This is a genomic window from Enterovibrio paralichthyis (assembly GCF_019209835.1).
Lineage (GTDB): Bacteria > Pseudomonadota > Gammaproteobacteria > Enterobacterales > Vibrionaceae > Enterovibrio > Enterovibrio paralichthyis.
The window spans coordinates 75,494-99,685 of sequence record NZ_JAHUTS010000001.1 but is presented as its reverse complement, the minus strand read 5'-3'; the positions used below and the strand labels follow the sequence as shown (position 1 = coordinate 99,685).

14 protein-coding genes are annotated in these 24,192 nt (G+C 50.1%); 6 read left to right on the top strand and 8 right to left on the bottom strand.

What is annotated here, in order from left to right; translation table 11 throughout:
• Positions 1 to 10 precede the first annotated feature (10 nt).
• Complete coding sequence (locus KU854_RS00405) at positions 11 to 1,132, top strand: ABC transporter ATP-binding protein (protein ID WP_218356529.1); 1,122 nt, start codon at positions 11 to 13, stop codon at positions 1,130 to 1,132.
• Positions 1,133 to 1,166: 34 nt separating this feature from the next.
• Here KU854_RS00405 and KU854_RS00400 read toward each other — a convergent pair whose 3' ends face one another.
• Positions 1,167 to 1,589 (bottom strand): hypothetical protein, encoded by a 423-nt coding sequence (locus tag KU854_RS00400; protein ID WP_218356528.1) that lies wholly within the window; start codon positions 1,587 to 1,589, stop codon positions 1,167 to 1,169.
• 198 nt (positions 1,590 to 1,787) lie between these two features.
• On the opposite strand from KU854_RS00400, the gene KU854_RS00395 reads away from it, so the two are divergent.
• Positions 1,788 to 4,733, top strand: a complete 2,946-nt coding sequence (locus KU854_RS00395) for a methyl-accepting chemotaxis protein (RefSeq protein ID WP_218356527.1) — start codon at positions 1,788 to 1,790, stop codon at positions 4,731 to 4,733.
• Between the two features lie 24 nt (positions 4,734 to 4,757).
• Here KU854_RS00395 and KU854_RS00390 read toward each other — a convergent pair whose 3' ends face one another.
• The 4 genes from KU854_RS00390 to KU854_RS00375 all read right to left on the bottom strand — a co-directional run bounded on the left by KU854_RS00390 (position 4,758) and on the right by KU854_RS00375 (position 8,716).
• Entirely contained in the window at positions 4,758 to 5,387 is a 630-nt protein-coding gene (locus tag KU854_RS00390) for a YdcF family protein (protein WP_218356526.1), read from the bottom strand.
• A gap of 103 nt (positions 5,388 to 5,490) precedes the next feature.
• Positions 5,491 to 6,879 (bottom strand): ABC1 kinase family protein, encoded by a 1,389-nt coding sequence (locus tag KU854_RS00385; RefSeq protein WP_218356525.1) that lies wholly within the window; start codon positions 6,877 to 6,879, stop codon positions 5,491 to 5,493.
• Between the two features lie 173 nt (positions 6,880 to 7,052).
• Positions 7,053 to 7,388, bottom strand: a complete 336-nt coding sequence (locus tag KU854_RS00380; RefSeq protein ID WP_054779678.1) for a zinc ribbon domain-containing protein YjdM — start codon at positions 7,386 to 7,388, stop codon at positions 7,053 to 7,055.
• A gap of 206 nt (positions 7,389 to 7,594) precedes the next feature.
• Positions 7,595 to 8,716, bottom strand: coding sequence for a patatin-like phospholipase family protein (locus KU854_RS00375; protein WP_218356524.1), 1,122 nt, complete (start codon positions 8,714 to 8,716; stop codon positions 7,595 to 7,597).
• A gap of 272 nt (positions 8,717 to 8,988) precedes the next feature.
• On the opposite strand from KU854_RS00375, the gene speB reads away from it, so the two are divergent.
• Positions 8,989 to 9,903: an agmatinase gene (gene speB, locus KU854_RS00370; protein ID WP_218356523.1), complete on the top strand. Its 915-nt coding sequence runs from the start codon at positions 8,989 to 8,991 to the stop codon at positions 9,901 to 9,903.
• 70 nt (positions 9,904 to 9,973) lie between these two features.
• Here speB and KU854_RS00365 read toward each other — a convergent pair whose 3' ends face one another.
• A complete protein-coding gene (locus KU854_RS00365; RefSeq protein WP_218356522.1) occupies positions 9,974 to 10,861 on the bottom strand; it encodes an alpha/beta fold hydrolase in 888 nt (295 codons plus the stop codon).
• Between the two features lie 210 nt (positions 10,862 to 11,071).
• Here KU854_RS00365 and KU854_RS00360 point away from each other — a divergent pair, with 210 nt between their 5' ends.
• Together KU854_RS00360 and KU854_RS00355 are read left to right on the top strand one after the other, a co-directional pair.
• Complete coding sequence (locus KU854_RS00360) at positions 11,072 to 11,560, top strand: 2-thiouracil desulfurase family protein (protein ID WP_218356521.1); 489 nt, start codon at positions 11,072 to 11,074, stop codon at positions 11,558 to 11,560.
• 303 nt (positions 11,561 to 11,863) lie between these two features.
• A complete protein-coding gene (locus KU854_RS00355; RefSeq protein WP_218356520.1) occupies positions 11,864 to 12,868 on the top strand; it encodes a LacI family DNA-binding transcriptional regulator in 1,005 nt (334 codons plus the stop codon).
• 58 nt (positions 12,869 to 12,926) lie between these two features.
• Here the strand turns inward: KU854_RS00355 and KU854_RS00350 are convergent, their stop codons facing one another.
• Both KU854_RS00350 and KU854_RS00345 read right to left on the bottom strand, forming a co-directional pair.
• Complete coding sequence (locus KU854_RS00350; RefSeq protein ID WP_218356519.1) at positions 12,927 to 16,385, bottom strand: hypothetical protein; 3,459 nt, start codon at positions 16,383 to 16,385, stop codon at positions 12,927 to 12,929.
• Between the two features lie 328 nt (positions 16,386 to 16,713).
• A complete protein-coding gene (locus KU854_RS00345) occupies positions 16,714 to 22,026 on the bottom strand; it encodes a glycoside hydrolase family 17 protein (RefSeq protein WP_218356518.1) in 5,313 nt (1,770 codons plus the stop codon).
• Between the two features lie 673 nt (positions 22,027 to 22,699).
• Between KU854_RS00345 and KU854_RS00340 the strand changes: the two genes are divergently transcribed.
• The gene (locus KU854_RS00340) at positions 22,700 to 24,121 is read left to right on the top strand and encodes a carbohydrate porin (protein WP_218356517.1); all 1,422 of its coding nucleotides are present in this window, start codon (positions 22,700 to 22,702) and stop codon (positions 24,119 to 24,121) included.
• The last annotated feature ends 71 nt before the right edge of the window (positions 24,122 to 24,192 follow it).

Sequence of the window (24,192 nt, the reverse complement as noted above, 5' to 3'; positions counted from 1 at the left end):
GAGAAGAATTATGGCGACTTTGCAATTAGACAATGTCAGTAAATCTTTCGGCAACCAGCGGGTGATCCTGCCTTTGAACCTCGATATTCCAGATGGGGAATTCTGCGTTTTGGTTGGCCCTTCCGGATGCGGGAAATCCACCCTGCTGCGTATTATCGCCGGGTTGGAGAAGGTCACGACTGGCCGCATTTATATTGATGACGATGACGTTACCCAGGGTGAACCCGCTGACCGCGGCATTGCCATGGTGTTTCAGTCCTATGCGCTTTACCCACATATGACGGTAGAGCGGAATATTGGCTTCGGGCTCGAAATCGCCGGTTTGCCCAAAGACGAAATCCAGCAAACCGTGCGCCGCACTGCAGAAGCGTTACAAATAGGCCACCTGCTGAACCGCAAACCCCGCGAGCTTTCCGGCGGTCAGCGCCAGCGCGTTGCCATTGGACGCGCCATCAGCCGCGATCCAAAACTGTTCCTGCTTGATGAGCCACTGTCCAACCTAGATGCCGCTCTCCGGGTAGGCATGAGGTTGGAGCTGATCAAGCTCAAACAGCGGCTCAAGTCCACCATGATTTATGTTACTCACGACCAGACGGAAGCCATGACGCTGGCAGACCGCATTGTGGTGCTGAACAAAGGCAAAATTGAGCAACAGGGCTCGCCCATGGAGTTGTTCCACAACCCGGTCAACCGCTTTGTCGCCAGTTTTATTGGTACGCCCGCCATGAACTTCCTGCGCGTTGAACAGGCCAAGGTCGGAAACAAAGATCACTTCATACTGGGCAGCCACACCTTGACCATGCCATTAAAAGCACGGGCACGAACTTCAAACAAAATGTATCTGGGGGTACGTCCCGAACACCTTTCGCTTTCACCGGAAAATGCCGATTACGAGATCCGTGGAAAAGTCTTTGCGGTCGAGAAAATGGGGAGTGAAAGCTTTCTCTATCTCTACGCGAATGACCGGGAATTGGTATTGAAATGCGGTGAAGATGTCGAAGTAGCAATAGGCAACACCATTCCAGTGTATGGCAAACTCGCGACAAGCCACCTGTTTGAATATGGCGGAATGCGGATCAGTGCAGACCGCCCTTTGGGCAAAAAAACCGTGCGTCCTGCGTCCAATCAATAACCGCCCATTGAGGGCGGCAGGAAAAGTAAATCCGCTACGGCGCACTTTGCCTGTGTGAAGCGATAAGTTGGGGAATCTTCTCCCGCAGCGTTTCCGGCTCCCGATAGGCGTAATAGTTAATCACTACCCGCGTATCACCACTTAGAATCACCATCGAGAAGTCGTTTGATTTTGCGTCAGTGACCTCTTCCCACCGGATCTGGGTTTTTCCTTTGGCGACATGGTTTGCAGTGACTTCCGTGTTGTAGGAATCAAACACCCAAAATATCGCAACGAAAATCCCGATAAAGCCTAAAAAGCCGTACAGCACTCCCAGCCATATGCTCTGGTGCTCGTCTGAAAAGGCCAATTGCAAATTCATAATGCCAAACGCCACGCCGAGCATAAGAATCACAAAAGCGAGTGCCTTGTTAAGTTCAGCGTAGTTAAGCTGTGGGTTTTGGCGTGATCCAGTCACACAATTTCCTCATCCATTGGGTCTTTTAACATTGATGGGTATGTTACTGAAAATCCGCCAGTGGATAAGGCTGGCACATTCCCCAAAAGCAAAAATCCCACCTACACTCTTAACAATAAGACACTTCTATCTTTGGAGGAGTTACTCGTGCTCGAGACCTGGATACAGAAATTTGAGGATTATCCTCTCGTAAAAAAAATGACCGTTATTCTGTGTGTTATAGGTCTTGTTCCCACTGTCCTTACAGCCCTGATTGGCCTGTATAACTCTTCAAGTTCCCTGGAAGAGCAGAAAAGCGAGGCATTACTTGCCATTGCGCAGCTCAAATCAGACTCACTGAAAAACTATTTCGATAACTCCAAATCCATCCTGAAAAGCATAGCTACTAACCCAGCCACCATTGAGGCGACCCCCCGCTTTATCGACGCTTTTAACCGTTACGACGGTGCCACACAGATGCAGACCAAGATGCAGTCCCTGTCTGCTTTTTACGACAATGTTTTTGCCACCAGCTACAAAGCCCAGACCGGGTCAGACATTGATACGGGTCTGTTGCTGGACGGCGCGAATCCAACGTCCATTGCTTTACAAAACGCTTACATCTCCAACAACCATTATCCGGTCGGCCAAAAAGACCAACTGCGTCAGGCAGGCACGACCAATTACGATCTGGTGCACAAGGAATACCATGCCGATTTCAGGCAATACGTCTCCAACTTCGGCTTCTACGATATCTTTCTGGTCGATTTAGCGACTGGCAATGTGGTCTATTCCGTTTTTAAAGAGATCGATTTTGCTTCCAACCTGGAAGACGGTCCCTATGCGCAGTCTGGTCTGGGTAAGGTATTTGGCACCCTGAAACAGAAAATCCAGTCCGGTGAAGAGATCGAAACGGTATTTAACGACTATGCCCAATACCTGCCTTCCTATGATTCACCGGCAGGATTTGCAGCGACGCCCGTTTACATTAACGGTGTTCCCAAAGCAGCACTCATCATCCAGTTACCGCTGGATCAAATCAGTGCGGTGATGAATAAAGACTACGGTCTGGGGCGTTCCGGGGAATCCTACATTATCGGAACCGACCGCAAGCTGCGCTCTGACACCTTCCGCAGCGACACAATGACGGTGGTGAACTCCTTTCGCAATAACCTCACGCTGAATTCTGAGGCCATTGACTATGCACTGGAAAGCGGCGCTCCTTTCTCTCCTGTCGCTTTCCACGGTGAGAACTACCGCGACAAGGACGTGTTCACTGTGTTCAACCGAATGCAAATTGGCGACGACACCAGTTGGATTGTGGTGGTTGAACAAGAAGTAGGTGAAGCCCTTGCCGCAGCGTTTTACCTGAAAGTGGTGTACCTCATCATGGCCGTTATTTTGGTCGGGCTGGTGATCCTCTCTGCCCGTCATGTCGGCCAATTGATTGCCAAACCAATACAGGATTTGTCCGCTTTTATCCTTAAACTGCGCCAAAACTGGCATTTCTCCGACCGCGCTGTTGTTCACAGCAAAGACGAAACCGGTCAGGCGGCCGAAGCGCTCAACACCATGCTGGCGTCTCTTGAAGGGGCGGTGGTCAATATCTCCTCCACCATGAATGGCCTTTCAGAAGGCGATTTCTCCCAGCGCGTCACCTCTGACATGACGGGCGATTTGCAAAAGCTCAAACTCAGCATCAACCAGTTCGCCAGCGAAATTGAAGCCACCGTAACCGACATTGGCGACGTGATGGCAAAAATCGAACAGGGGGATTTCAGCAGTCAGGTAAGCACCAACGCCAAAGGTCAGCTGGAAACGCTGAAAAAACAGGTCAATACTTCTGCGAAAACCACCGCCGCATTTATCAATGATGCCAAGAAAACCATGTCCGCCCTTGCCAGTGGCGACTACAGCCATCGGGTGACTGCGCCAGCGGCTGGAGATCTGGCCTCGTTAAAAGAGCTGATGAACCAGTCGATTGCCGACACCGAGCGCGTGGTCGTTGAAATCTGTGAAGTGATGCATTCGCTCAGTGACGGCCAATTTGGTGGCACAGTGAATGTGGAAGCAAAAGGCAAGCTCAACGAAATGAAGCGAGCAGTCAACCAGGCGTCCATATCCATCGACGGCGTATTGGGCAACATTGGCACCGTGCTCGGTAAAGTATCCGACGGTGACTTTTCTGCCCGCTGCAAAACGAAGGATGTTTCCGGCGATTTGCTGGCACTGTCGAAAACCGTTAACCAGACCGCCGCGAATATCGACGACACCCTCACCCACACCCGTGAAGTGCTGGATAAGCTTTCCAAAGGCGATCTTACCGACAGCTTCACGCTTGACGTTTCCGGCGACTATAAAAAGCTCAAAGCGGGTATCAATGAAACCCTAGCCGCCCTTGCTGAAATGATGCGCGAAATCCAGTCTTCCGCCGGCAACCTCACCAACACTTCGGAAGAAACCAACGTTGAGGTCTCTGACCTGAATGAGCAGCTCGACACTCAGGTTAAGCAGCTCAAGGATGTTTCACTGCTGATGAAAGCCATGCGCAGCAATATCGAGGAAACACTGGATCATTCCAAAGTCTCTGTCGGTGTGTCGCAGAAAGCGCTGGATCACGCCCATGAAAGTGAAGTGCTGGTGAAAGAAATCGAATCTGCCATGATGTCGATTACCGACTCAAGCCGCAAGATGCAGCAAATCATCAGTACCATTGAAGGTATTGCCTTCCAGACCAGTCTGTTGGCACTGAACGCCAGTGTCGAAGCCGCCCGTGCCGGTGAGCAGGGACGCGGGTTCTCGGTCGTGGCCGGTGAAGTACGCAGCCTCGCCCAGCGCAGTGCGGAAGCGGCGAAAGAGATTTCAGCACTGATTAAAGAATCGGACGAGCGCATTACTGTTGGGGCTGAAAAGGTCAATATCTCCGGCGATTTACTGAGTAAAATCACCGATTCCAGTAAGGAAGTCTGTGCCAACTTCGACCGGGTAAATATTTCTATCAAGGCGCAGTTTGACCGGGTCAGGGATGCCTCAGATGGCGTGAGCAATGTTGGCCAGAATATCCAGCAATGCTCGCGGATCCTTAACCGGATTAACGACAACATGGATGGGGTGAGTGAACAGGCGGAAAACCTGAACACCATGATTGGGCGGTTTAGCTATTAAGTCTGCGCAAAAAAGTGGGGGCTGTCACAGCCCCTGTTTTTTGAGTTCCGAATACGCTTCGAGTACATGTTCGGGAATGGCTTGTGGGATTTGATACCCAAGCGCCGGGTAATCACGTACCCGCTCAAAATCAGCCAGTGTCGCCTCGACAACATGGTCGAAAGGCAGAGAATCGTTGGGGTAATCGATAAAGTCGATCGGCGGCGAGGTACAAATCACGCTTTCCTTCTCACCCGGCCACTGCTTCAGAAACGTGGCGTACGCACGTCTTTCCATGAATGGCTTCTGCACCAGAATGAAACGGGAAAAGTGCAGCCCTTTTTGAATCATCACAGCATGTGACAGTGTCATGTTTTCTCCGGTATTCGTTGCCTCGGTTTCAAGTAACAATGCCGATGCCGGTACCCCTTCATCCATCAACACGTCGGCAAAGGTTTCAGCTTCAGACTGATCAAAGTCTTCCGTAAAGCGCCCTTTACCACCTGATACCATCACATAAGGCGCCAATCCCTGCTTATAAAGTTGCGCAGCATATTCAGCGACACGTAAATCGTTACTGCATAGTACGAACAGGCAGTCGGCTGCCTCTAACTGGTGACCCATTAACTGGTAGTTCCATATGGTTTCCAGATGCTGGAATAATCGTGCGGACATATTCTGTTTCCTGCATGCCATTGCCTGTTCGCCCATATTAACAGGCCATTTGTGGCAGTTATTTGATATACCTAAACAACCTGAAGATGCCGGGTGGCTTTTATCAATTCGCCACGCGCTCCGGGTAGTTTTCTCCGGCAGTAAGCTGGAACGGCGCAAAGAGTTCAGACAGATTCACCTTCGCTCCCAACCTTGCTGCCAGCAAATACAAGCCGCCAATTTTCCGGTGCAAAAACAAGGCCGCGGCTGGCGGCGTATGCCAGTAACCTTGTTCCATGCTTAACGCCATGCCAGCATCGTGTAACCGGCTGCCAAGGTCAGTGTTACCAAAATCATAAATGTCACCACAACTTAACGGTTCACACGCCGTCATCACCATGTTCACCACCGCCGCTTTCTGCTCGGGGAATATGTGGTCGCTGAAAAAACCGATTTGCGACATCGCATCGGCCAGACGCGCTTCATCGCGGTGCATTGCTGCCGTCAATAACTGGCGGTAACCCTCACCGATGGTTTCGGAATATTCCCGAGTTGCGCCAAAATCCAACAACACTATCTTCTGGCTGTCTCGCTGGTAGAGGTAATTGGCAAAATTGGGGTCTGTCTGCACCAGGCGAAATTCAAACACTTCGCGGAAAAGCAGTTCAAACAGGTTTTCAATCAGGGTATTTCTTTCAGCCTGGGGCAGTGCCTGCAACGTTTCGATGGGTTCACCCTGCTCATAACTCATAGCCAGGATGGAAGGGGTAGTCAGTTCGGGTCTGATTTCAGGCACCACAAAGCGCGGATCGTGACGCAACAAGTTGTAAAATCTGTCAGCCATCGAGGCTTCAAGGGCGTAGTCGGCTTCATCATGAAGCTGCTTCTTGGCTTCTTCCAGCAGGTGCTTGTAGTCCACTTCTTTCGGGATCAGACCCGTGATACGCAGTAAGGTCACCACATTGTCGACGTCGCTGCTGATACTTTTCTTTATGCCGGGATACTGCACTTTAACGGCCAGCTCCGACGCATCGTCCGCATAGGCAAAATGCACCTGACCAATCGATGCGGCCGCGATCGGCTTGAAGTTGAACGAGATAAAGTGCTTTTGCCAATCACTACCCCATTCATTGCTGAGAACGGCTGCCAGTTGCTTGGCAGGCATTGGCGATGCATCAGAACGTAACTTAGCGAGGATATCCGTCAGCTCTTTGGGAAGGCTGTCTCCGGCATCCATACTGAGTAGCTGACCGACTTTCATCGCTGCACCACGAAGCTGCGCCAGTTGGTCTGTGATATTGGCGATATTTTTCGGTGTCAGAAGTAGGTCTTTTTTGCTCGGGCGTTTGCCAGACATCCACTGTTTTGCGCCCTCTGCTGCCATATTGGTCGCCACTTTGGTTACCACTGAACCAAACATGCCAACCCTGCTGAGTCGGTTACTTGGGACTTTCTTGCCGTCTTTGCTGTCTGCCACTGCGCGCTCCCCTCCACTGTGTTTATACCCAAACATCCTGAAGATACAGAATTCAGTGAGATTGACTGAATTCTGTATCTTCAGATCTTAGGGTCTGTTGACCTTAGGGCTTAGTAGGTTTATACGCAGCAAACGGGCATTGAGTCCAGTTCTACAGGCACAAAAAAACCGCGCTTTGAAGCGCGGCTTTTTTCGCGGTTAAGACTGAATCACACTTTCTTAACGAATTCTGATTTCAGTTTCATCGCACCGATACCGTCGATTTTACAATCGATATCGTGGTCACCGTCTACCAGACGGATGTTCTTAACCTTGGTACCCACTTTAACGACCAGAGAAGAGCCTTTCACTTTCAGGTCTTTAATAACAGTAACAGTGTCACCGTCTTGCAGTACATTGCCGTTAGAGTCTTTGATGACTTTTGTCTCTTCTGCATCTGCAGATGCATCTTGAGACCACTCGTGACCACACTCAGGGCATACGTACAGTGCGCCGTCTTCGTAAGTGTATTCAGAGTTGCATTTTGGGCAATTTGGTAAAGACATGATGATTACCTCGGATGGGGATGGGTAAAGAGGGCGTAGTCTAAACTAATCGCCCCTTGCCGCCTATAGGTTTCCCGACTAATCACATAAGTTTTTTCCGGTTTCTTTCCTTTGTTTCCTTAAGGTTCGAAACTGTTCATCCACCGTTAACCTTTTGCTTCCAAACTTTTAGCTTTCGAAACGATTTTTCATCGCTAGGGTCTGCCCTATTCGAGCTTTTGGGCATCATCCCAATGCCCTTCACAGCCCCGTTTGTAGTAGTGGCACGGCAACCCTTCATTCTGTTGCGTCCACGGTGACTCCGCCAATGCTTGTTTCATATCTTCATAACCGCATTCACGGCGTAACCGGATTGATCGGCGTGAAAATTCTGCATCGCTCAACGGAATATGCCCTTTCAGCGGCTCAAACGTGATATGGACGATATCGACTTTTCTGCCGGAGCGGAGCTTGGTGGTTTTCGGTGCCTGTTCGCTGTCGACCAGCTCAGGATGGGTTGCCAGCACATAGTCCAGGTTTCTTTTCGCCATCAAGGCTTCAATATGTTCACTGGTGCGGCTCGCGTAGCGGATTTCTTTTTCGCGCCACAACACTTCACTCATGGTTTGGGGCAAAGGCCCTTTCGAATCCCACAAGTCGACCATAAAGATCAGCAGATCCTCTGATGGCCCAGCTAAATCCAGCAAGCCATTTACCGGGGTATTGGAGACGACACCGCCATCCCAGTAATGGTCTTCATCAATTTTTGTAGCCGGAAAGCCCGGCGGCAGCGAGCCACTCGCCACCGCATGCTCGGGCCCAAGATCCTCGGTTTTGCTGTCAAAAAAGACCAGCTCGCCGTCGGTAACCCGCGTTGCCCCTACCGTCAGCCTTGCTTTGTTCTGGTTAATCAAATCGAAATCTGCCAGCTCCGCCAAAGTAGTAAGCAGAGGGCTGGTATCGTAAAAGCTGGTCGCTGCCTCCCCTGCGGGTGCCAGCCAAGGGTTAAGTGGACGCGGGACAAAGAAATCAGGTTGGCCGAACATCAACGCCTGCGAAGCGCTGTAGGTGTTATATGCCATTGCCATATTGTCAGGCATGGGAAAGTCTGTTTCAGGACGGGAGATCCGGTTCCAGAACTGCTCCAGCTTTTGCAACCGTTCTTCGGGTTTATTCCCGGCGAGAATGGCAGAGTTCAACGCGCCAATGGAGATCCCGGCGAACCAGTCTGGCGTGAAGCCAGCTTCTTCCAATGCCTGATAAGCGCCAATATGGTACGCACCCAAAGCGCCGCCGCCTTGCAGCACTAAACACACGGTGGGCTTTTTCTTGCTTCGCGTCGTTGCCATGTTTTCTGTCTCCTGATCTCAAACTGACTCCCCGTCACCCATCACCCATCACCATCAGTCATGAGGCTTTAAGTTATATAGACCAGATAGTTGTGCAAACTTGTTAAAAATTTGGTTCACACCCCAACATATCGAAAGAGGTCACAGGAACGCACAGTGGCTTGCAAGGCTTTCAACGAATTGCTTAATGCCGCAGAAAATAGACATAGCATTCCCTGCCAACTGCTAACTTGTAGAAATAGTGTTTACCGCTAACGGTTATGAGGCTGATTATGGAAGATGTTTTTTCGCGTAAAGACGATTCACTCTTTGCCAACTCATACTCTTTTCTCCGTCTTCCGATGGTGAAAGATCCCACTGATACTGCAGCCGATATCGTAGTGCTGGGCATGCCCTACGACATGGCAACCACCGGCCGTTCCGGGGCGCGTCTTGGGCCTGATGCCGTTCGCCGCGCATCGGTTAATCTGGCTTGGGAAGGCCAGCGCTACCCCTGGCCATTCGCGCTGAAAGACAAGTGCAATATTGTTGATGCGGGAGATATGGTGTTTACCTGTGGCGACAGTGAAGATTTCCTTAACACAGCAACCGCCGCTGCCAACCAGATCCTGGCTGCCGGCAAGGCGCTGCTTACTCTGGGCGGCGACCATTTTGTCACGCTGCCATTGCTCAGGGCGCACCACGCCAAACACGGTGAAATGGCACTGATCCATTTTGATGCCCATACAGACACCTACAGTCAGGGCAGCAAATACGACCACGGCACCATGTTTTACCACGCTCCCCGAGAAGGGCTGATTGACCCGGCAGTTTCAGTGCAGGTGGGTATCCGCACCGATTACGACAGGGACAACCATCCATTCAATGTGATTTGTGCAGAAGCGGCAAACGACATGACAGCCGATGACATTGCCAACCATATTAAGGCGCTGGTTGGTGCAAAACCTGCCTATGTAACCTTTGATATTGATTGCCTCGACCCCGCCCATGCGCCGGGTACCGGTACGCCTGTGATAGGCGGCATTACCTCAGATAAAGCATTGCGAATACTTCGTGGACTTCGCGGCATCAACATTGTCGGTATGGATGTGGTGGAAGTAAGCCCGCCGTTCGATAGCGCGGAAATTACCTCACTGGCCGGCGCGACCATTGCCGTTGAATTGCTTCATCTCTGGGCATCCAAATAAATCATTGAGCTGAAAATACAAAAACGGCCTTTCTGTTCAAAGAAAGGCCGTTTTTTATTGCTGTTTCGGGTCAGCCCGCGTTGCGCCTTGCATGGCTAATCGGAGAGATTGGGTTGGCTTCAATGAAGTTTTCGACATCCTGACGGTAGGATTTGAAAAACAGGTTGGGAGCGTGCCCACAGCCCAGATAATAATTTACCGCCATGTCCGGCTGCATCTCGCGCATTTTCTTCACGATGTCTTTAGTAAGAACGTCAGAATGTAATCCGTGCATCAGCATCAAAGGAACCTGCACTTTGGCAAACTGGTGCCAAAGATTAATCGGCGTTGAACTGGGCTCATAGCTCGCGAGTATTTGCGGATCATAATGGGTGGTGTAATCGCCGTTGTCCAAACGCCTGACGGAAGCAGCAATCATCACCTGCCACTGGTGTGAAGTATGCGGGCCAAAAGGCTGGTAGAGGGTTTGCAGGTACTGGTTGATTTCGTTGTAACGGCGAAATGTCAGTGGCGACTGCACATAATTGACGATGCGTTCCAGTGCTTCCTGCGGCACTTCCGGGCCAATGTCGTTAAGCACCAGAGAGCCTATCCTGTCGGAATACTCGTCACTGGCGGCAAGCAGCATACCAATGAGTCCGCCCATGCTGGTACCAACCCAGTGCACCTTGTCGCAGCAATAAAAGTCCATCAGCTTTATCGCCAAATCCATGTAGTTGGCATAGCTGTATTCTGCTTTCGGATCTTCTGCCCATTCAGACAGGCCACGCCCCAGGGTGTCGGGAGCGAGCACGCGATACCCTTTCTTGCCCAGCTCAGCACCAATCTCGACAAAGTCGATACTGTTACGCGCAAGCCCGTGCCAGAAAATCACGGTTTCCCCGCCTTCAGGGTTCCATGTCCTTACATGGATCTCCCTGCCATTAATGGTTGGATACTGTTGCAGCATTTCAGACATGGCCTGACACCCCTCCTTTATCCTGCCGAATTGTTGCACAGGTAACCTAAAGTATTTGACTGAATGCCGCTTTACTCAATGTCTTCGCGAAAAAAAACGCTGCAAAAGTTTCTTTCCTTTATTTGCACAATTGTAAAACGGCGAATGAGTGCCGGGTAAAGCAAGGGCGTGCTACTATCGACACCCTTATCAGTTAGGTGAATATTCAAAATGATCAAAGTGTTAGTCAGTGCCTGCTTGATGGGCGAAAAAGTCCGTTACGATGGGAATGACCTGCGCCAGACACACAAAGCGTTTACAACCCTTGAAGGGAAAGCCCAACTGGTTCCTTTCTGTCCGGAAGTGGCGGGAGGCCTGAGCACACCCCGCCCGCCGGCGGAAATTGATTTAGCGAATGGGGAAAGCGTATGGTCAGGAGCCGGAAAAGTGATCGCCACCACCGGCAGTGATGTGACAGACGCATTCTGCGAGGGTGCGAAGAAAGCGTTGGCCATTTGCCAGCAGCAAGGGATCCGGTTTGCACTGATGACAGAGTCCAGCCCTTCTTGTGGTAGCTCGCTAATCTATAACGGTAAGTTCAGCGGTCAAAAGGTGAGTGGTGAGGGCGTAACCACAGCACTGCTGAGAAAAAATGGCATTGCCGTGTTCAGTCAGAATGAAGTTGATGCTTTGCTCAATGCCCTGAAGGATTGCCAGTAAGGCTTCCCCCATGTGCAAACCGGGTGCATATCGCTGACCTTGTGACTCAAAATTGAGTAAATGGCTATCAAAGTCTGCTAATTTGCAGTTATTGCTTAGGTTCAGTTTTGCAAATCGTATCGCTTCATGGCAAAAATAACGCCGTACGATTGAAACGCCGCACACACTGCATAACTTTTCACCACCTACCCACCAGCCTGCCTATCAGGAAAGTGGCAAGGAAGGTAAAGAAAGCCCTTTCACAAACTAAATCAGGGTAGATAGCAGCGCGCTGCAATCATCAGGGATTGAAGGAAAGATACATTGATTACCATTAAAGAAGTGGCCGAGTTCGCTAACGTGTCTCAGTCCACCGTATCAAGAGCGCTAAATGGCCATGCCTCGGTGAAAGAGAAGAACCGGGTGAAAGTGTTTGATGCCATCGAAAAGCTGGGTTATCAACCCAATGCGTTTGCGCAGGCCCTGGCATCCAATCGCTCCCTCAGTATTGGCATGTTAGTAGGTACCCTTGATGGCCCCTACTTCGGCCCGCTGATGCACCACGTCGAAAAAGTTGTCCGCCAGAAAAATTACCACCTGATCATCACCAGCGGGCATGAAAAGTACGACGAAGAGCAGGAGTCCATCCGTTTTCTCAATGCGAAAAAGATTGATGGATTAGTGCTTACGTCAGACATGCTGACAGACGCTGACATCCTGAAAATCGTCGAGAAAACCCCCGCCACCATGCTGATGAACCGGTACATCCCAGAGATTTCAGATCAGTGTATCTGCATGGATAATGAATTGGGCGGTTACATTGCCACCGAGTATCTGATCCAGAATGGTCACCGCCGCATTGGCTGTATTACCGGCCAACTCAGCAAAATCGACAGCCGCGAGCGTTTGCAGGGCTACCGGAATGCGCTGGAGAAATACGGCATAGAATACGATCAGAATCTGGTGGTTGAAGGACGCTTTGACCACGACGGCAACGATTTAGCCGTGCGTCGCCTGCTCGACAGGGACAGTAGCATCACCGGCATTTTCTGTCTCAATGACAGTATCGCCCTCGCAGCCTATGGAGTGTGCCATGAACGCAAATTGATTGTGGGCGAGGATATTTCGATTGTCGGCTTTGATAATCACGCCTACAGCCAATACATGACGCCGAGTCTTTCAACGATTAATTTCCCGCTGGAGGAGATGGCGAGCGAGGCGGCGAAAGGTGTGCTGAATATTCTGGATGGCAAACCCATTGATGCGATTAAATCGCGCCTGTTTCCTACATTAATGGCGCGTGGTTCAGTGAAAAACCTCAACGCATAACTGCTTCTTCCTACAAACAAAAACCGCCCTGGCGTTATCGTCAGGGCGGTTTTTCTGTTTAGGCTATCGCTTTATACAGGGAAGACTGCGGGATCCAGACTTCAATTTTCGCAATCTCTCCAGCATGGGCGAAAAGCGCCTGACAAACTGACTTCGGCAACCTGTCACCCTCAACCGGCAACCGGGCACCTGACATCATTGTCACGATCATGTGGGTACGCTCACTATCACGCAGTTTGTAAACAAACGGCACCTGACAATAGGTAAACGCCAATTCACCGGCTAACAGCGCAACGGTTTCCTTCTTTCCTTCCCGTACATAGTTAAACACGGAAGGATCTTTGGAAAACTCAGTAGCCTGCAACAAAGAAGGCGCGATGCGGAGTATGCCCTCCTCCACCCCAATTCCCAACTCACCGAAACGGGTGATCACTTCTTCTTTCACCTGCCCTGTCATGCCCGGTTGCTGGGCTCCGGCATGCTTCGGTGTGTGTGAGTAAGGGTCGGTTGGGAACGCGCCATACGCTTCAGGTGTTTTGTTGAAACCAATACCGTCGCGGACGCGGTAGTAGTGTGCCGCCAACGCATTGGTTTCCTTGCTGTCCGGGTTCGCTTGCCAGCTTGCGAAATAGGCTTCCTGCACCGCCAGCAACAGCTTGGAGACCATGTGCCAGTAAATACAGCCCAAGCCTTCATACCCAAACATGGTACCTGATCGCCCGGTAAACTCGCGGTGGTTAAACACAGATTCATATATATCCAGCACATGGGAGAACTCTTCATCCACAATATGCGGATAATCTGCACGCACAGTTTCCAGTGCTGACTTTAACACGCCAGCATTTTCAAAAGCCGCGTTGAAATGGAAAGTACCATCGGCATCTTTGATCACTATCCGCTTGTCCTTGCGCTGGACCATATCCCAAAGCAAAGGGCTTTTACGCACGGTTCCCGCATCCATGCCGTTTCTGCGCACAAATCCGGCAAGTTGTCTGTCCGGATAGAGCATGAATGACTGCTGGTCATCACGGTAAATGGCGCTGGCAAACAGTTTATCCAACAAAGAAACTGCTTGCTCAGGAGACAAAGCACCGGAACTGAGTGCTGCGACCTGTCCTTCCAGCATGGGGTAGAGTGGATAGCTTTCCAGCGTTTCGGCGTTATATCCCACCACGTTGTAGGCGTTGAAAAGCCCATCTTCACGCAGGTTATGCAGCGTTGAGCTGTGCAGAAGCAAACGGCTGGTTTCCAGCAGCGATTCGATCTCTGTTTTATTCACCAGTATTTTGCCGCTGAAGCCACCTTGTCCGTAAACAGCGTGCCGGTATCGGCTGGCCGCTTCGACCAGTTCGGTCAGCAATTTGTGTTTTGTCTGGCGCGTCACCCTGTTTCTTTTCACATCCCCCCAGGCACGTTCAAGAACGTCTGAGGTATCGCGCAGCCAGTGTGCCACTTCTTCTGACAGGCGCACTTTCTCCGGCGCGTGGTTGAACAGTTGCTGCATGAATACCACGTAACGGTGCATGTAGTAGAGCGTCACCATGGACAGTCCATTGCCTACAATGGCGTTGTTGGCATCATTCCATTCCGGACGCTGGGTGTTGAGCCAGATCCCGCCGTCCACCACCCAGTTGCTGAGTTTCGAAAGCAGCGGAACCAAAAGCTTTTCAGTGAGATTGACCAGATACACTTCGCGATCAGTATCGAGCAGCAGCTTTCCATCACTGCCGATTTGGGTCGTGAGGAATTCAATTCTCGCGTGCAGATCAGCGTCGAAGGTGACGGTGTCTTTCGGGTTATCAAACAGCGTCTTGGTATCCCCGATGCGGTAAGGCACATTGGCATAGCTGTAGATTTCACGTGAAAGATTTGCCGCCAATTGGCCCGGTTCGAATCGCTCCGACCATTCAAGGAACTTGAGCAGGTAAATGATTTGGTGGTCGCCCCAGTAGCCAATGTTGCTCCATGGGTCTTCCGCATCCAGCACTTCCCAGTCAATTCCCTCTTTGGTGATACGGTAAGGGTTATACCCATCCACAGTCGAGGCGTTAACAAACTTGGCAATAAATGAACGCAGGTAGCCGGGGTAACTCAGCGCCAGTGCCTCCCAGTTCTGGAAAATATCACGCCAGTTGCCCTGATACGCCAGCAACGGATTCCCTTCCCGGTCACGCACCTTGATGTCGTAATGGTTCCACGGCCGGCTCGGATCGCCATGGCGGCGACCAAAGGTCAACGGAAGGTACTCGTAGCACAGGCGCAGCAGCTGAATATCATCTTCCTGCTCGGCACGTTTAATCAGGCTTTCGTGGCTGAAACTTTCCGGCAAGGCATCAAAGAATGCGCGGTTGCGAAAGAAAACCTGTTGGTTGGTTTTATGCGCCGTTGCCGCCACATCGTCTTTTCTCAAAAGGTAACCTTGTTCAAACACCCCGCCACGCATGCTGTTGAACAAGACGTTGGCATAGTGATGAGTGCTGGTCGCTTCATCCTGTGAGAACTGCCAGCCATCTACCGCACCCATTAGGGCAAACAGTGCCTGACGGTTCTGGGCACAGTCAGCCAGCACCGCTTCGCGCAGTGCGTCGGGTCTGCTCAGCGCTCGGCGCATTTCGACAACGTCAGCATGGTCTTTACCGCTATCAAGCACTAGCAGCCACTCGTTGGTTTCGAAGGCACCCAACGTGATAGTTTTATGGATAAAGTATGCACCGCGGACACCGCGGGTCAGGGTTTCAGGTTCAACCGCTTCACCGCGGCGAAAAGCTGGGATTTGCTGGCTGCTCAGCAAAATGTCTCTTGGATCGCTATCCAGGCTGAATACCGTGTTCGCCAACAGGGCTTCTGCCGGCTCAGCGCGATCGCTCAGTTTGGCGTACATGGTGAACAGCGCAAGCGTGGTTCCCTCGAGCCGCTCGTTCCATTTGTAGGCATCCACCAGCGCACTGCGGGTTTGCAGCGCTTGCAGGGGCGCACTGTGTGGCAGGATATTTTGTAAGCCGTCCAGAACTTCCACTGAACGCGCCTTCCCGGAATGGTCGATAAGTTCGCTACGGCGAACAAAACCAAAACGGCTTCCACTTTCCCAGCTGTACCTGAAGGTCAGGCTTAAAGAGCGGTTTTCCTCTTCGAAAATCACTTTATCGCCGACCACATTTTTGTAGAGGTCACGGCTGACATCAAAACGGCCATCATGTTGCGGGTTGAACGGTTCCCATGTCACCTGCTCCCCATGCACATCTTCAATGCGGATATAGGTTTTCGGCCCGGTGTTTTCCGCACTCTCGTGGATCATATCGACAGAGCGGTAAGGAAAAAGCGCGTTTTCCGGGTTACCGCGACCTGCCGACAAAGCGCCCGTGGAAGAGGCAAACAGCCAGTGATCATCCGCCGATACCACACTCATAAAAAATGGAGGCATATGATCGACGTTTTCTATTCGGTAGAAACGCTCGCCATTGATATCAACGAATTGTCCTTTAACTGGCGAAGCTGCCAGGTTTTTGCAATGTTCCATATTTACTTACATCCTCTAAAAGAAAGCGCTTTCTTTTTGAGTGATACTAGGAGAACTGAGGGCTACAACAAGACGGTGACGAGGACTTTGTTAGTAAGATCACAGTTACTGGGTTGCGAAGTTACGCCTGGTATCACTATTGATATTTATTGCATGGTTACACGACGATATGCGCTTTAAATTCAAGAAACGCTTCTACGCGCCTATTAGTGGGATTTCAGGAGAAAAGAAAAAGGGAAGCTATACGGCTTCCCTTTTTTATTTGATTAGTGAGCAATTGACGCTCGCTATCAGGATGGTTTATCCGATAAGTGCTCAGAAGAACCAATCATTTACTGAAATAGATATTATCTATGTAGATATCTACAGGCTGGTCCAAATCAGCTCTTCCAGCACTAATAACCATCTGAGCTATGGCATTTCTTGTCAGAAGACCACTTTCATGCACACTTTCAAAATCATCTAGAGGAATTGACAGTGTTACTACTTCCGTTCCTGTTGCTGCATGAGTGTAAGAAATGGCACTGGTCTCACCATCCCCATCATGATTGGACAACTTAATACTAATCACTTGCCCCGGCAATAAAGGGGACACACGATATTGCATGTTAAACGTTGTCAAGTTGGTTGCGTCAAACTTCGACGATGTAAAACTAACTGCGCCATACGTTTGACCGGCTCCAACATTAATCACTTTTGCGGGACTGCCATCCAGTGTTCCGTCCACTATTGCACTAGCTTCATCTGACCAAAAAGCTCCCCACTCATCCACCGTTATGTCCGAGTAGTCATCACTGAAAATAGAAACAATGTCTCCTGTTGTATCAGTACCGCCGTCAGTGCCGCCTTCGGATGTCGGAGAGACAACCACATTGTCTATCGCATACTTAGCTCCACTACCTGAACCCCAAGCTGGGAACACCATGATGACATCGATGTTAGCGAGGTCGATGCCACGGTTAGAGAGTTCACTTAGGTTGAATGTATAGGTTTTCCATACGTTCAACTCTGGGGAAGGATCTAAGTCAAACGTTGTCTCCTCGCCTATTTCGTTATTCGCATCATAGATACCACCGTTGGACTCAACCTTAAACTGCCAAGTTGTCACTGAAGGCTCTGAATCTGCAATCAGCTTCATATCGAATGAAATGACACCATCAACCATCCATGCCTCAACATTGATAGGGCTCGCTGTATCAGCGATACGTGTGTTGAAACCCGTCGCTGACCATTCACCAGATGGTTGCTCGAAAACCGTCACTCCACCATGTGCAGTATCGCTGTCCGTCTCAAGCGTTGGTGCCGGCTCTCCTTTATCACTCCACGCAAGCCATTCAGGATTAGCCGCATCTTTGAAGATGACAATTGGGGTGCTTCCAGTCGTACCACCATCAGTGCCGCCGTCAGTGCCACCATCGGTGCCACCATCGGTGCCACCATCGGTGCCACCATCGGTGCCACCATCGGTGCCGCCATCAGTGCCACCATCTGTGCCGCCATCAGTGCCGCCGTCAGTGCCACCATCAGTGCCACCATCAGTGCCACCATCAGTGCCGCCGCCAGTACCGCCATCAGTACCTTGATTCACTAAAGTAACATCGGCAATCTCAAAAGAGCCCGCTTTAGCAAATACCAACGCGAAAGCTGTCATTTGATTGAACTCAGGCAAAGATACTTCCATCTGCACCCAACCATCTGAAAGCGCCTCGCCCTCTGAGATGAAGTAGTTCTCTTGAACTTCCTCCTGATTAATGATGCTTTGAATCAACACGCCGATTTCTGGCTCGCTTGTCAGCACCTTAAACTGCGCGTGTGTATATGAAGTGATATCAATAGGATTTAGGTTGTACAACCAAGTGATAGACTGCCAATTATCATTTGACGTGACCTCGAATATAGGGTCGTAAACACCCCCTCCTTTCGTTTCGCCATCGAGCGCCCCCCAGAACTCCAATGCATCGATTGGTGGGTTAGTGACTTGGCCTGTGTACGAAAGATAAGCAGTCTCTGGAGAAACTGGTCTTTCTTTGGTGATAAATGCTATGTCAGCAATTTCAAAAGACCCTGCATTCTCAGCTGCAAACGCAAAGGCAAACGTCTTCATATCAGAGTAATTTGGCAATGGCACTTCCATTTGTACCCAACCATCTGAAAGCGCGACACCACTTGAAACTGCGTAGTTTTTGTTGGACTCTGGTTGCGACAAGCTCTGGACAAGCACACCTATCGTTTCATTATCCGTACGCACTTTAAATTGTGCATTTGTATACGAGGTAATATCCGCAGGATTATTGTTGAACGTCCAGGCTAATGCTTCCCATTTTTCACTTGAGGTAACATTGAATACCTCATCAAACGTGCCACCACTTGTAATCTCAACACTTAAACCTTCCCAATACGCAATATCTTCAGCTGGGAAGTTGTTCGCCTTACCTGTGTAAGAAATATAAGCAGTTTCAGGCGCACTGCCGTCTCCACCGTTGCTATCGTTATTCACAAATGCAATATCTGCTATCTGCAATGTTTCCGAGCCTTGGAGGTCAACGAGAGACAGAGCAAATGTTGTCATGTCAGTGTAGGAAGGCACTGGCACGCTCATTTGAACCCAACCGTTGGCAAGCGAAGAACCAGTTGCAGTGCCGTATTTGTTTTCTGATTTCCCTCCATCTTGATTTATAACAGTTACCTGTACATCAGATGCAGCCGTTTTAACTTTGAACTCAACATGGGTATATGCGGTCAAGTCAACAGGGTTATCGTTGAAAATCCAAGCGACAGCCCCCCAACCAACAGTTGCAGTAATCTGCTTAACCGGGTTGTAGGTATCATCATTCACATCTTCAAGTCTAGTGTCTTCGCCGTTAGGCCAAAGCTGAATATCGTTGACGTTGTGAACACTTTCTTTACCGGTATACATGACGTATCCAGCACCAGAATCATCAGAGCCCGTTTCATATGGGATAGCGAAAATTGCATCAATGACGTTTTGTTCTACACCACCGTGTGACTTAATGATCTGATTGCCACCACGAGTAATTCTTTCAAATACGCCTGCATCTACAAGATCCCAAATAGCATATTTGGCATTCCCGTCAATATCGATCAAACCAAAGTGTTTCTCTGAGTGACCCTCAGCTTGCTCTCTATCTCCATCCCAACCACCTTTCCATGGTTCATCAAATGACTGGAAGAAGAACACAGAAGCACCGTAATCGACTGCCCATTGGCTCATCGCATCGAAGTACTTCTTCTGGTTGTACTCGCCAGCAGCACCCGTGCGGCCCAGACCTGCACCATCAGTAGACTCGCTAGACCAACCAGTTTCCCCAATATGGATCTGTTTGGTGCTGTCAATGGCCATCACACTATCTTTAACTGCGTCAATCTGAGTTAGCGCTTTATTGAACGCTCGCTCCATGGCTTTATCAGCTTGTTCTTGACGAGTAAGAGACTGCTCTGACTCTGGAACAGACCAGAAGTCGTCATCATGGATTGTGTCGTGGAACGGGTAAACATGGACAGACACGTAATCTACAGCTTGAATCAGTGCTTTGATGTCTGCTTCATGTGCTTGATAGTAGCCATTATTAATAGCCCAAACTGCCCAGTTGTCTGAACTGGTGATCCAGATGTTTTTGTCGATCGTGCCATCAGCTTTCAGCGCTTGAAGCTCTTTCACGCGATCCAATATGATACGTGGAACCACACGGTAGCTGGTCGCCCATTCCACCATCGCTTCGTTACCAACAGCGATAACTTTGATGATGTTTGGATAAGTTTGAGCAAACTCGACAGCTTTCTCCATCTCTAGTTGGTTATTGGGGTGTTCTTGAGTACTGTCTATTTCAAGACCAGAAAACGCATTCAGAGCAGAAATCCAAACACCAAGCATCACATTCATTTCGAAATTGGCGTCTTCCTGTTGGAGTTCGCTAATCGCTTGGAGCAGCCTTTCAGTATCGATAAAATCACGCGTATTGTAAGTGCGTAACATACGGATACCTGCGGCATGCATAATCTTTAGATCTTCTTTAATTTCTTCAACGCTAGGAGCGTATGTGTTAGAACGCTCTTCCGCGCGGAAAGCACCATATGAGATTGCAGTCAGCTCCGCAGTACCAAGCACTGGTTGCCCAGGAGCAACACCACCGGCTACTGAAGAAACAGGGAAGTTACCCGTAGGCGCAGGCTGAGGCGCAATTTCAGGCGCTACAGCGTAATCGCTACTGCTGCTGCCACCACCAGTACCTCCGTCAGTACCGCCACCGTTGCCACCGTCTCCACCATCGCCGCCGTCACCACCGCCGCCGTTCAAATCAGAGCCAATAACCCCTTCTTGGGTGACACTGTAGAACACATTGCGCACTTCAATGGTGCCGCTATCTTCCTCTCCACCTTGGAAATACAGAGGTGAAGTAACGTCCGTCATGTCGACAAACTTACCATTGAGAAGATCGGAAATAGGGATCTGGTAAGACTGCCAGTTAGAGGTGATGCTGCCATCGTTCGCGTCAAACAGTACGCCATTGCTTGATGGTGGGCGCTCAGTGCTGTCAAACACGCCGGTTTGGAAACCGATAGTGACGTCTGTGGTCACCGTACCTTTAATATCAAAGTTCAGGTAGCCGTCTTTGAAGCCAGAAAGGTCAAGGCCATTCGCGCCCTGAGGGACAACCAAACCTGCGCCCCAACCCCATTCTTTAATGGTGCCGCCTTGCGGTGGTGGTGTCAGGACGAGCGTCTGGGTATCAGGGTCTGCACCCAGGAAGGATGTTGCTTCCCAGCCGACTGCGGTCAACTGCTGCTCAAGCATACCTTCGAAGTAGATAGTCGACGTTGCATCGTCAGAGATCGGTGAACCACCATCGCCGCCGCCATCGATATCATCCCCGACCTTACCTTTGCCATCTTTCGTAAAGAAGATATTCCGGAACTCCAAGATACCACCATCATCGATTTCCCCTTGAATATAGAAGGGCGAACCGACGTCTGTGAAATCGATGGCTTTACCGTTGATCAGATCTTTCAGCGCGACGCGGAATGTTTGCCATTCACCGGTAATGGTTCGACTTGTCGCGTACTCACCAACGGTGCTGGATTGCATGGCATCAGTCGTATTGAACACCACACCGTTAGACGTCGATGGGCGTTTGGTATCTACCAATTGTCCATCGTCGTCTGTTTCTGTTGTGCCAGTCTGGAAGCCAATAGTGACTGGCGTGGTTGTGGTGCCTCGGGCTTCGAAAATCAAATAGCCGTTTTCAAAACCGGAAAGATCAGGCGTGTCACTTTTCGCGACTCGTGGGGATACGCCGCTGTTGGTTTGCGCGCTTTGAGCAACCACACCTGCACCCCACCCCCAAGGCGCTGATGCACCTGCGGTGGGTGGCGTCGTCAGCTCCAACACCTGCTTAGACGTATTGTTGGCCATATAAGACGTGAGTTGCTGATTGTCGTCCTGCCAACCCACAGCCTGAAGGTTATTCACCAGGCTGCCTTGATGGTGAACCGAGAATACACTGCTTGTGCTATCCGGATCCCCGATAATGGAGCCACCTTTTACTGGTTCATCGCCCCCACCACCACAGCCACTGAGTGCGACTGAAGCAATGAGAAGCGTTTTCGCTAAGATGTTTTTCATCATGCTGTCCGTATGTTTGATCCTACATCGCGCAGCGGTCAGCTTCGTGATACCGCCGCTCTGAAAGATCTCCTGATGAGTGGAGAAATCTTGCTTTGTAAAAGGTGTCGTTTTTGAAAAGAAAGCGCTTTCTGCTCATTTTCAAAATAAAGCCGGCAAGCCGACTTCAGGAAAGCATCGATTAGACGTTGCTCATAATGTGAACATAATGTTAATCGCACTCTAGACTCAACGGAAAGCGCGAAAATTTGGATAAATACCCGGAGTTCATCACTTCAAGAAATGTATGAAATGCAAAATTCTAATGAGTGATTCATATCTCGCATATGAGCATCCTTTGCTTATTAATGACGACAAAACGTATTATTCAGCCCGCAAAAACGCTCTTAATGTGAAAATTATGTGAATTGTGCTAAGTTTCGAGTAACTCCGATTTGCAGTTCAAAAAACGTACGAACTGTTGTTGTTATGACGAGCGGTTTCATCAAGCTGTTTCTGAATTCGCATGTCATCAAGTTCGTACAAAGTAACCACAAATCTAGTCATGCTCGATAGTTAGCAAAGATCCAGCCTCTGGGTGTCAGGCCGTTTCTCAGTAGACTTTCGGGTATTTTTTGCAACAATCAAGAAAGCGCTTTCTTTCAGGAGTAACTCAACCTCTTATGGAGTGAGAATGAACAAGTGCAGACTGTCGATGGTCGCGACAGGCGTGTCAGCCGTGCTTTTAGGGATGACAACCGCCAATGCAGACATTATTGACGACGTAGAATTTCACGGGTATTTCCGGGCAGGCTACTTTGTCAGCCAGGAAAATGACTTCAAGAAAGCAGACATTGGCGGCCAAAAAGAGCTGCTGGGTCGCCTTGGGTTGGAGTCTGACAACGATGGCAATCTCACCTTTACCACCATCTCTAACATTGGCGAAGACAAGCAGTTGCGCATCAATGTCGGGATCGGTGATACCGAGTTCGATGACCTGATTGGGTTTATTGAAATGGACGGCATTTTGCGAACCGGTACGCTGTGGGGCGGTAAGCGCAAGCTTGGTGAGCAAAACTACATCTTCATGACCGACTTCTTCTATACCGATCTTGATGGTTTAGGTGTGGGTGTTGAAGACTACGAGTGGGGCGAAAGCCTTATCGATATTGCCTACATTGTCAGTGACCGCAATATCAGCGAAGGCTACGACAAATACGAAGACTTTGTTGATGCCGCACTGCAGCCGGGTACATCTGTCGATGCCAATCTGAACAGTAATTTCATCTTCAGTGATGCTGACTATGCCCGCATCAAAGATAACCAGAACAACCCAATGCACACTTTCCACCTCTCTTATACATTGGGTGCGTTGACCTTACAGGGCAACTACAAATACATGCCCGACAACTGGGGACTCAGCGCGGAAAACAACCAGATAAAAGAGTGGGCAGATACGGGTTACGACGTGACCGCTATTTATCACATGCTCGATTTCTTTGGTCTGGAAGGCAATGCGTTTTCCTATGCCATTCTCCAGGCTGGACGCGGTTTGGGTTCCGGTAACCTGCTTGGCGGCACAATCACTGACTACGCAGCGCTGCGCCCGGGTTCACTGACCCAGGGCTACAAAGTCAATGATAAGAACTACGGTTCATTTTACGGCGACCCGTACTACCTCATCACTCATCGCGAAGAAGATGCGACCTCCGTGCGGGCACTGCTTTGGGGCGGCTATACCATGAACAATGGCATTGGCTTCTTCCCTTCCCTGCAGGCGCAGTACAACGACGAAGGTACCAACGACATCGGGCCGGATGCCGGATACAACTACTGGGTATCCGCCATGATGCGCAACATCTTCCCGGTGGAAGATAACTTTATCGTTCAAACCGAAGTGGGCTATTACGAGAACGTTCAAAATGGCGGGCACTGGCATCAATCCAAATTCACTGTTGCGCCGACTTTTGTACTTTCCGATGGCCTGTCCACTGCTGAGATCCGGTTTATGGCGACCTATTTACCTCAGTCCTGGACGACCGGGGAGCGTGGCTCGAACGATACGCCGCTTAAAGATGACTTTGTGTTTGGTATTCAGGCTGATGCCTACTGGTAATCGCACTTTGTTACCGGTTAATGCAATGAGCAAGGCAACAGCCTGACATTCCGACGTGTAAGGATACGACA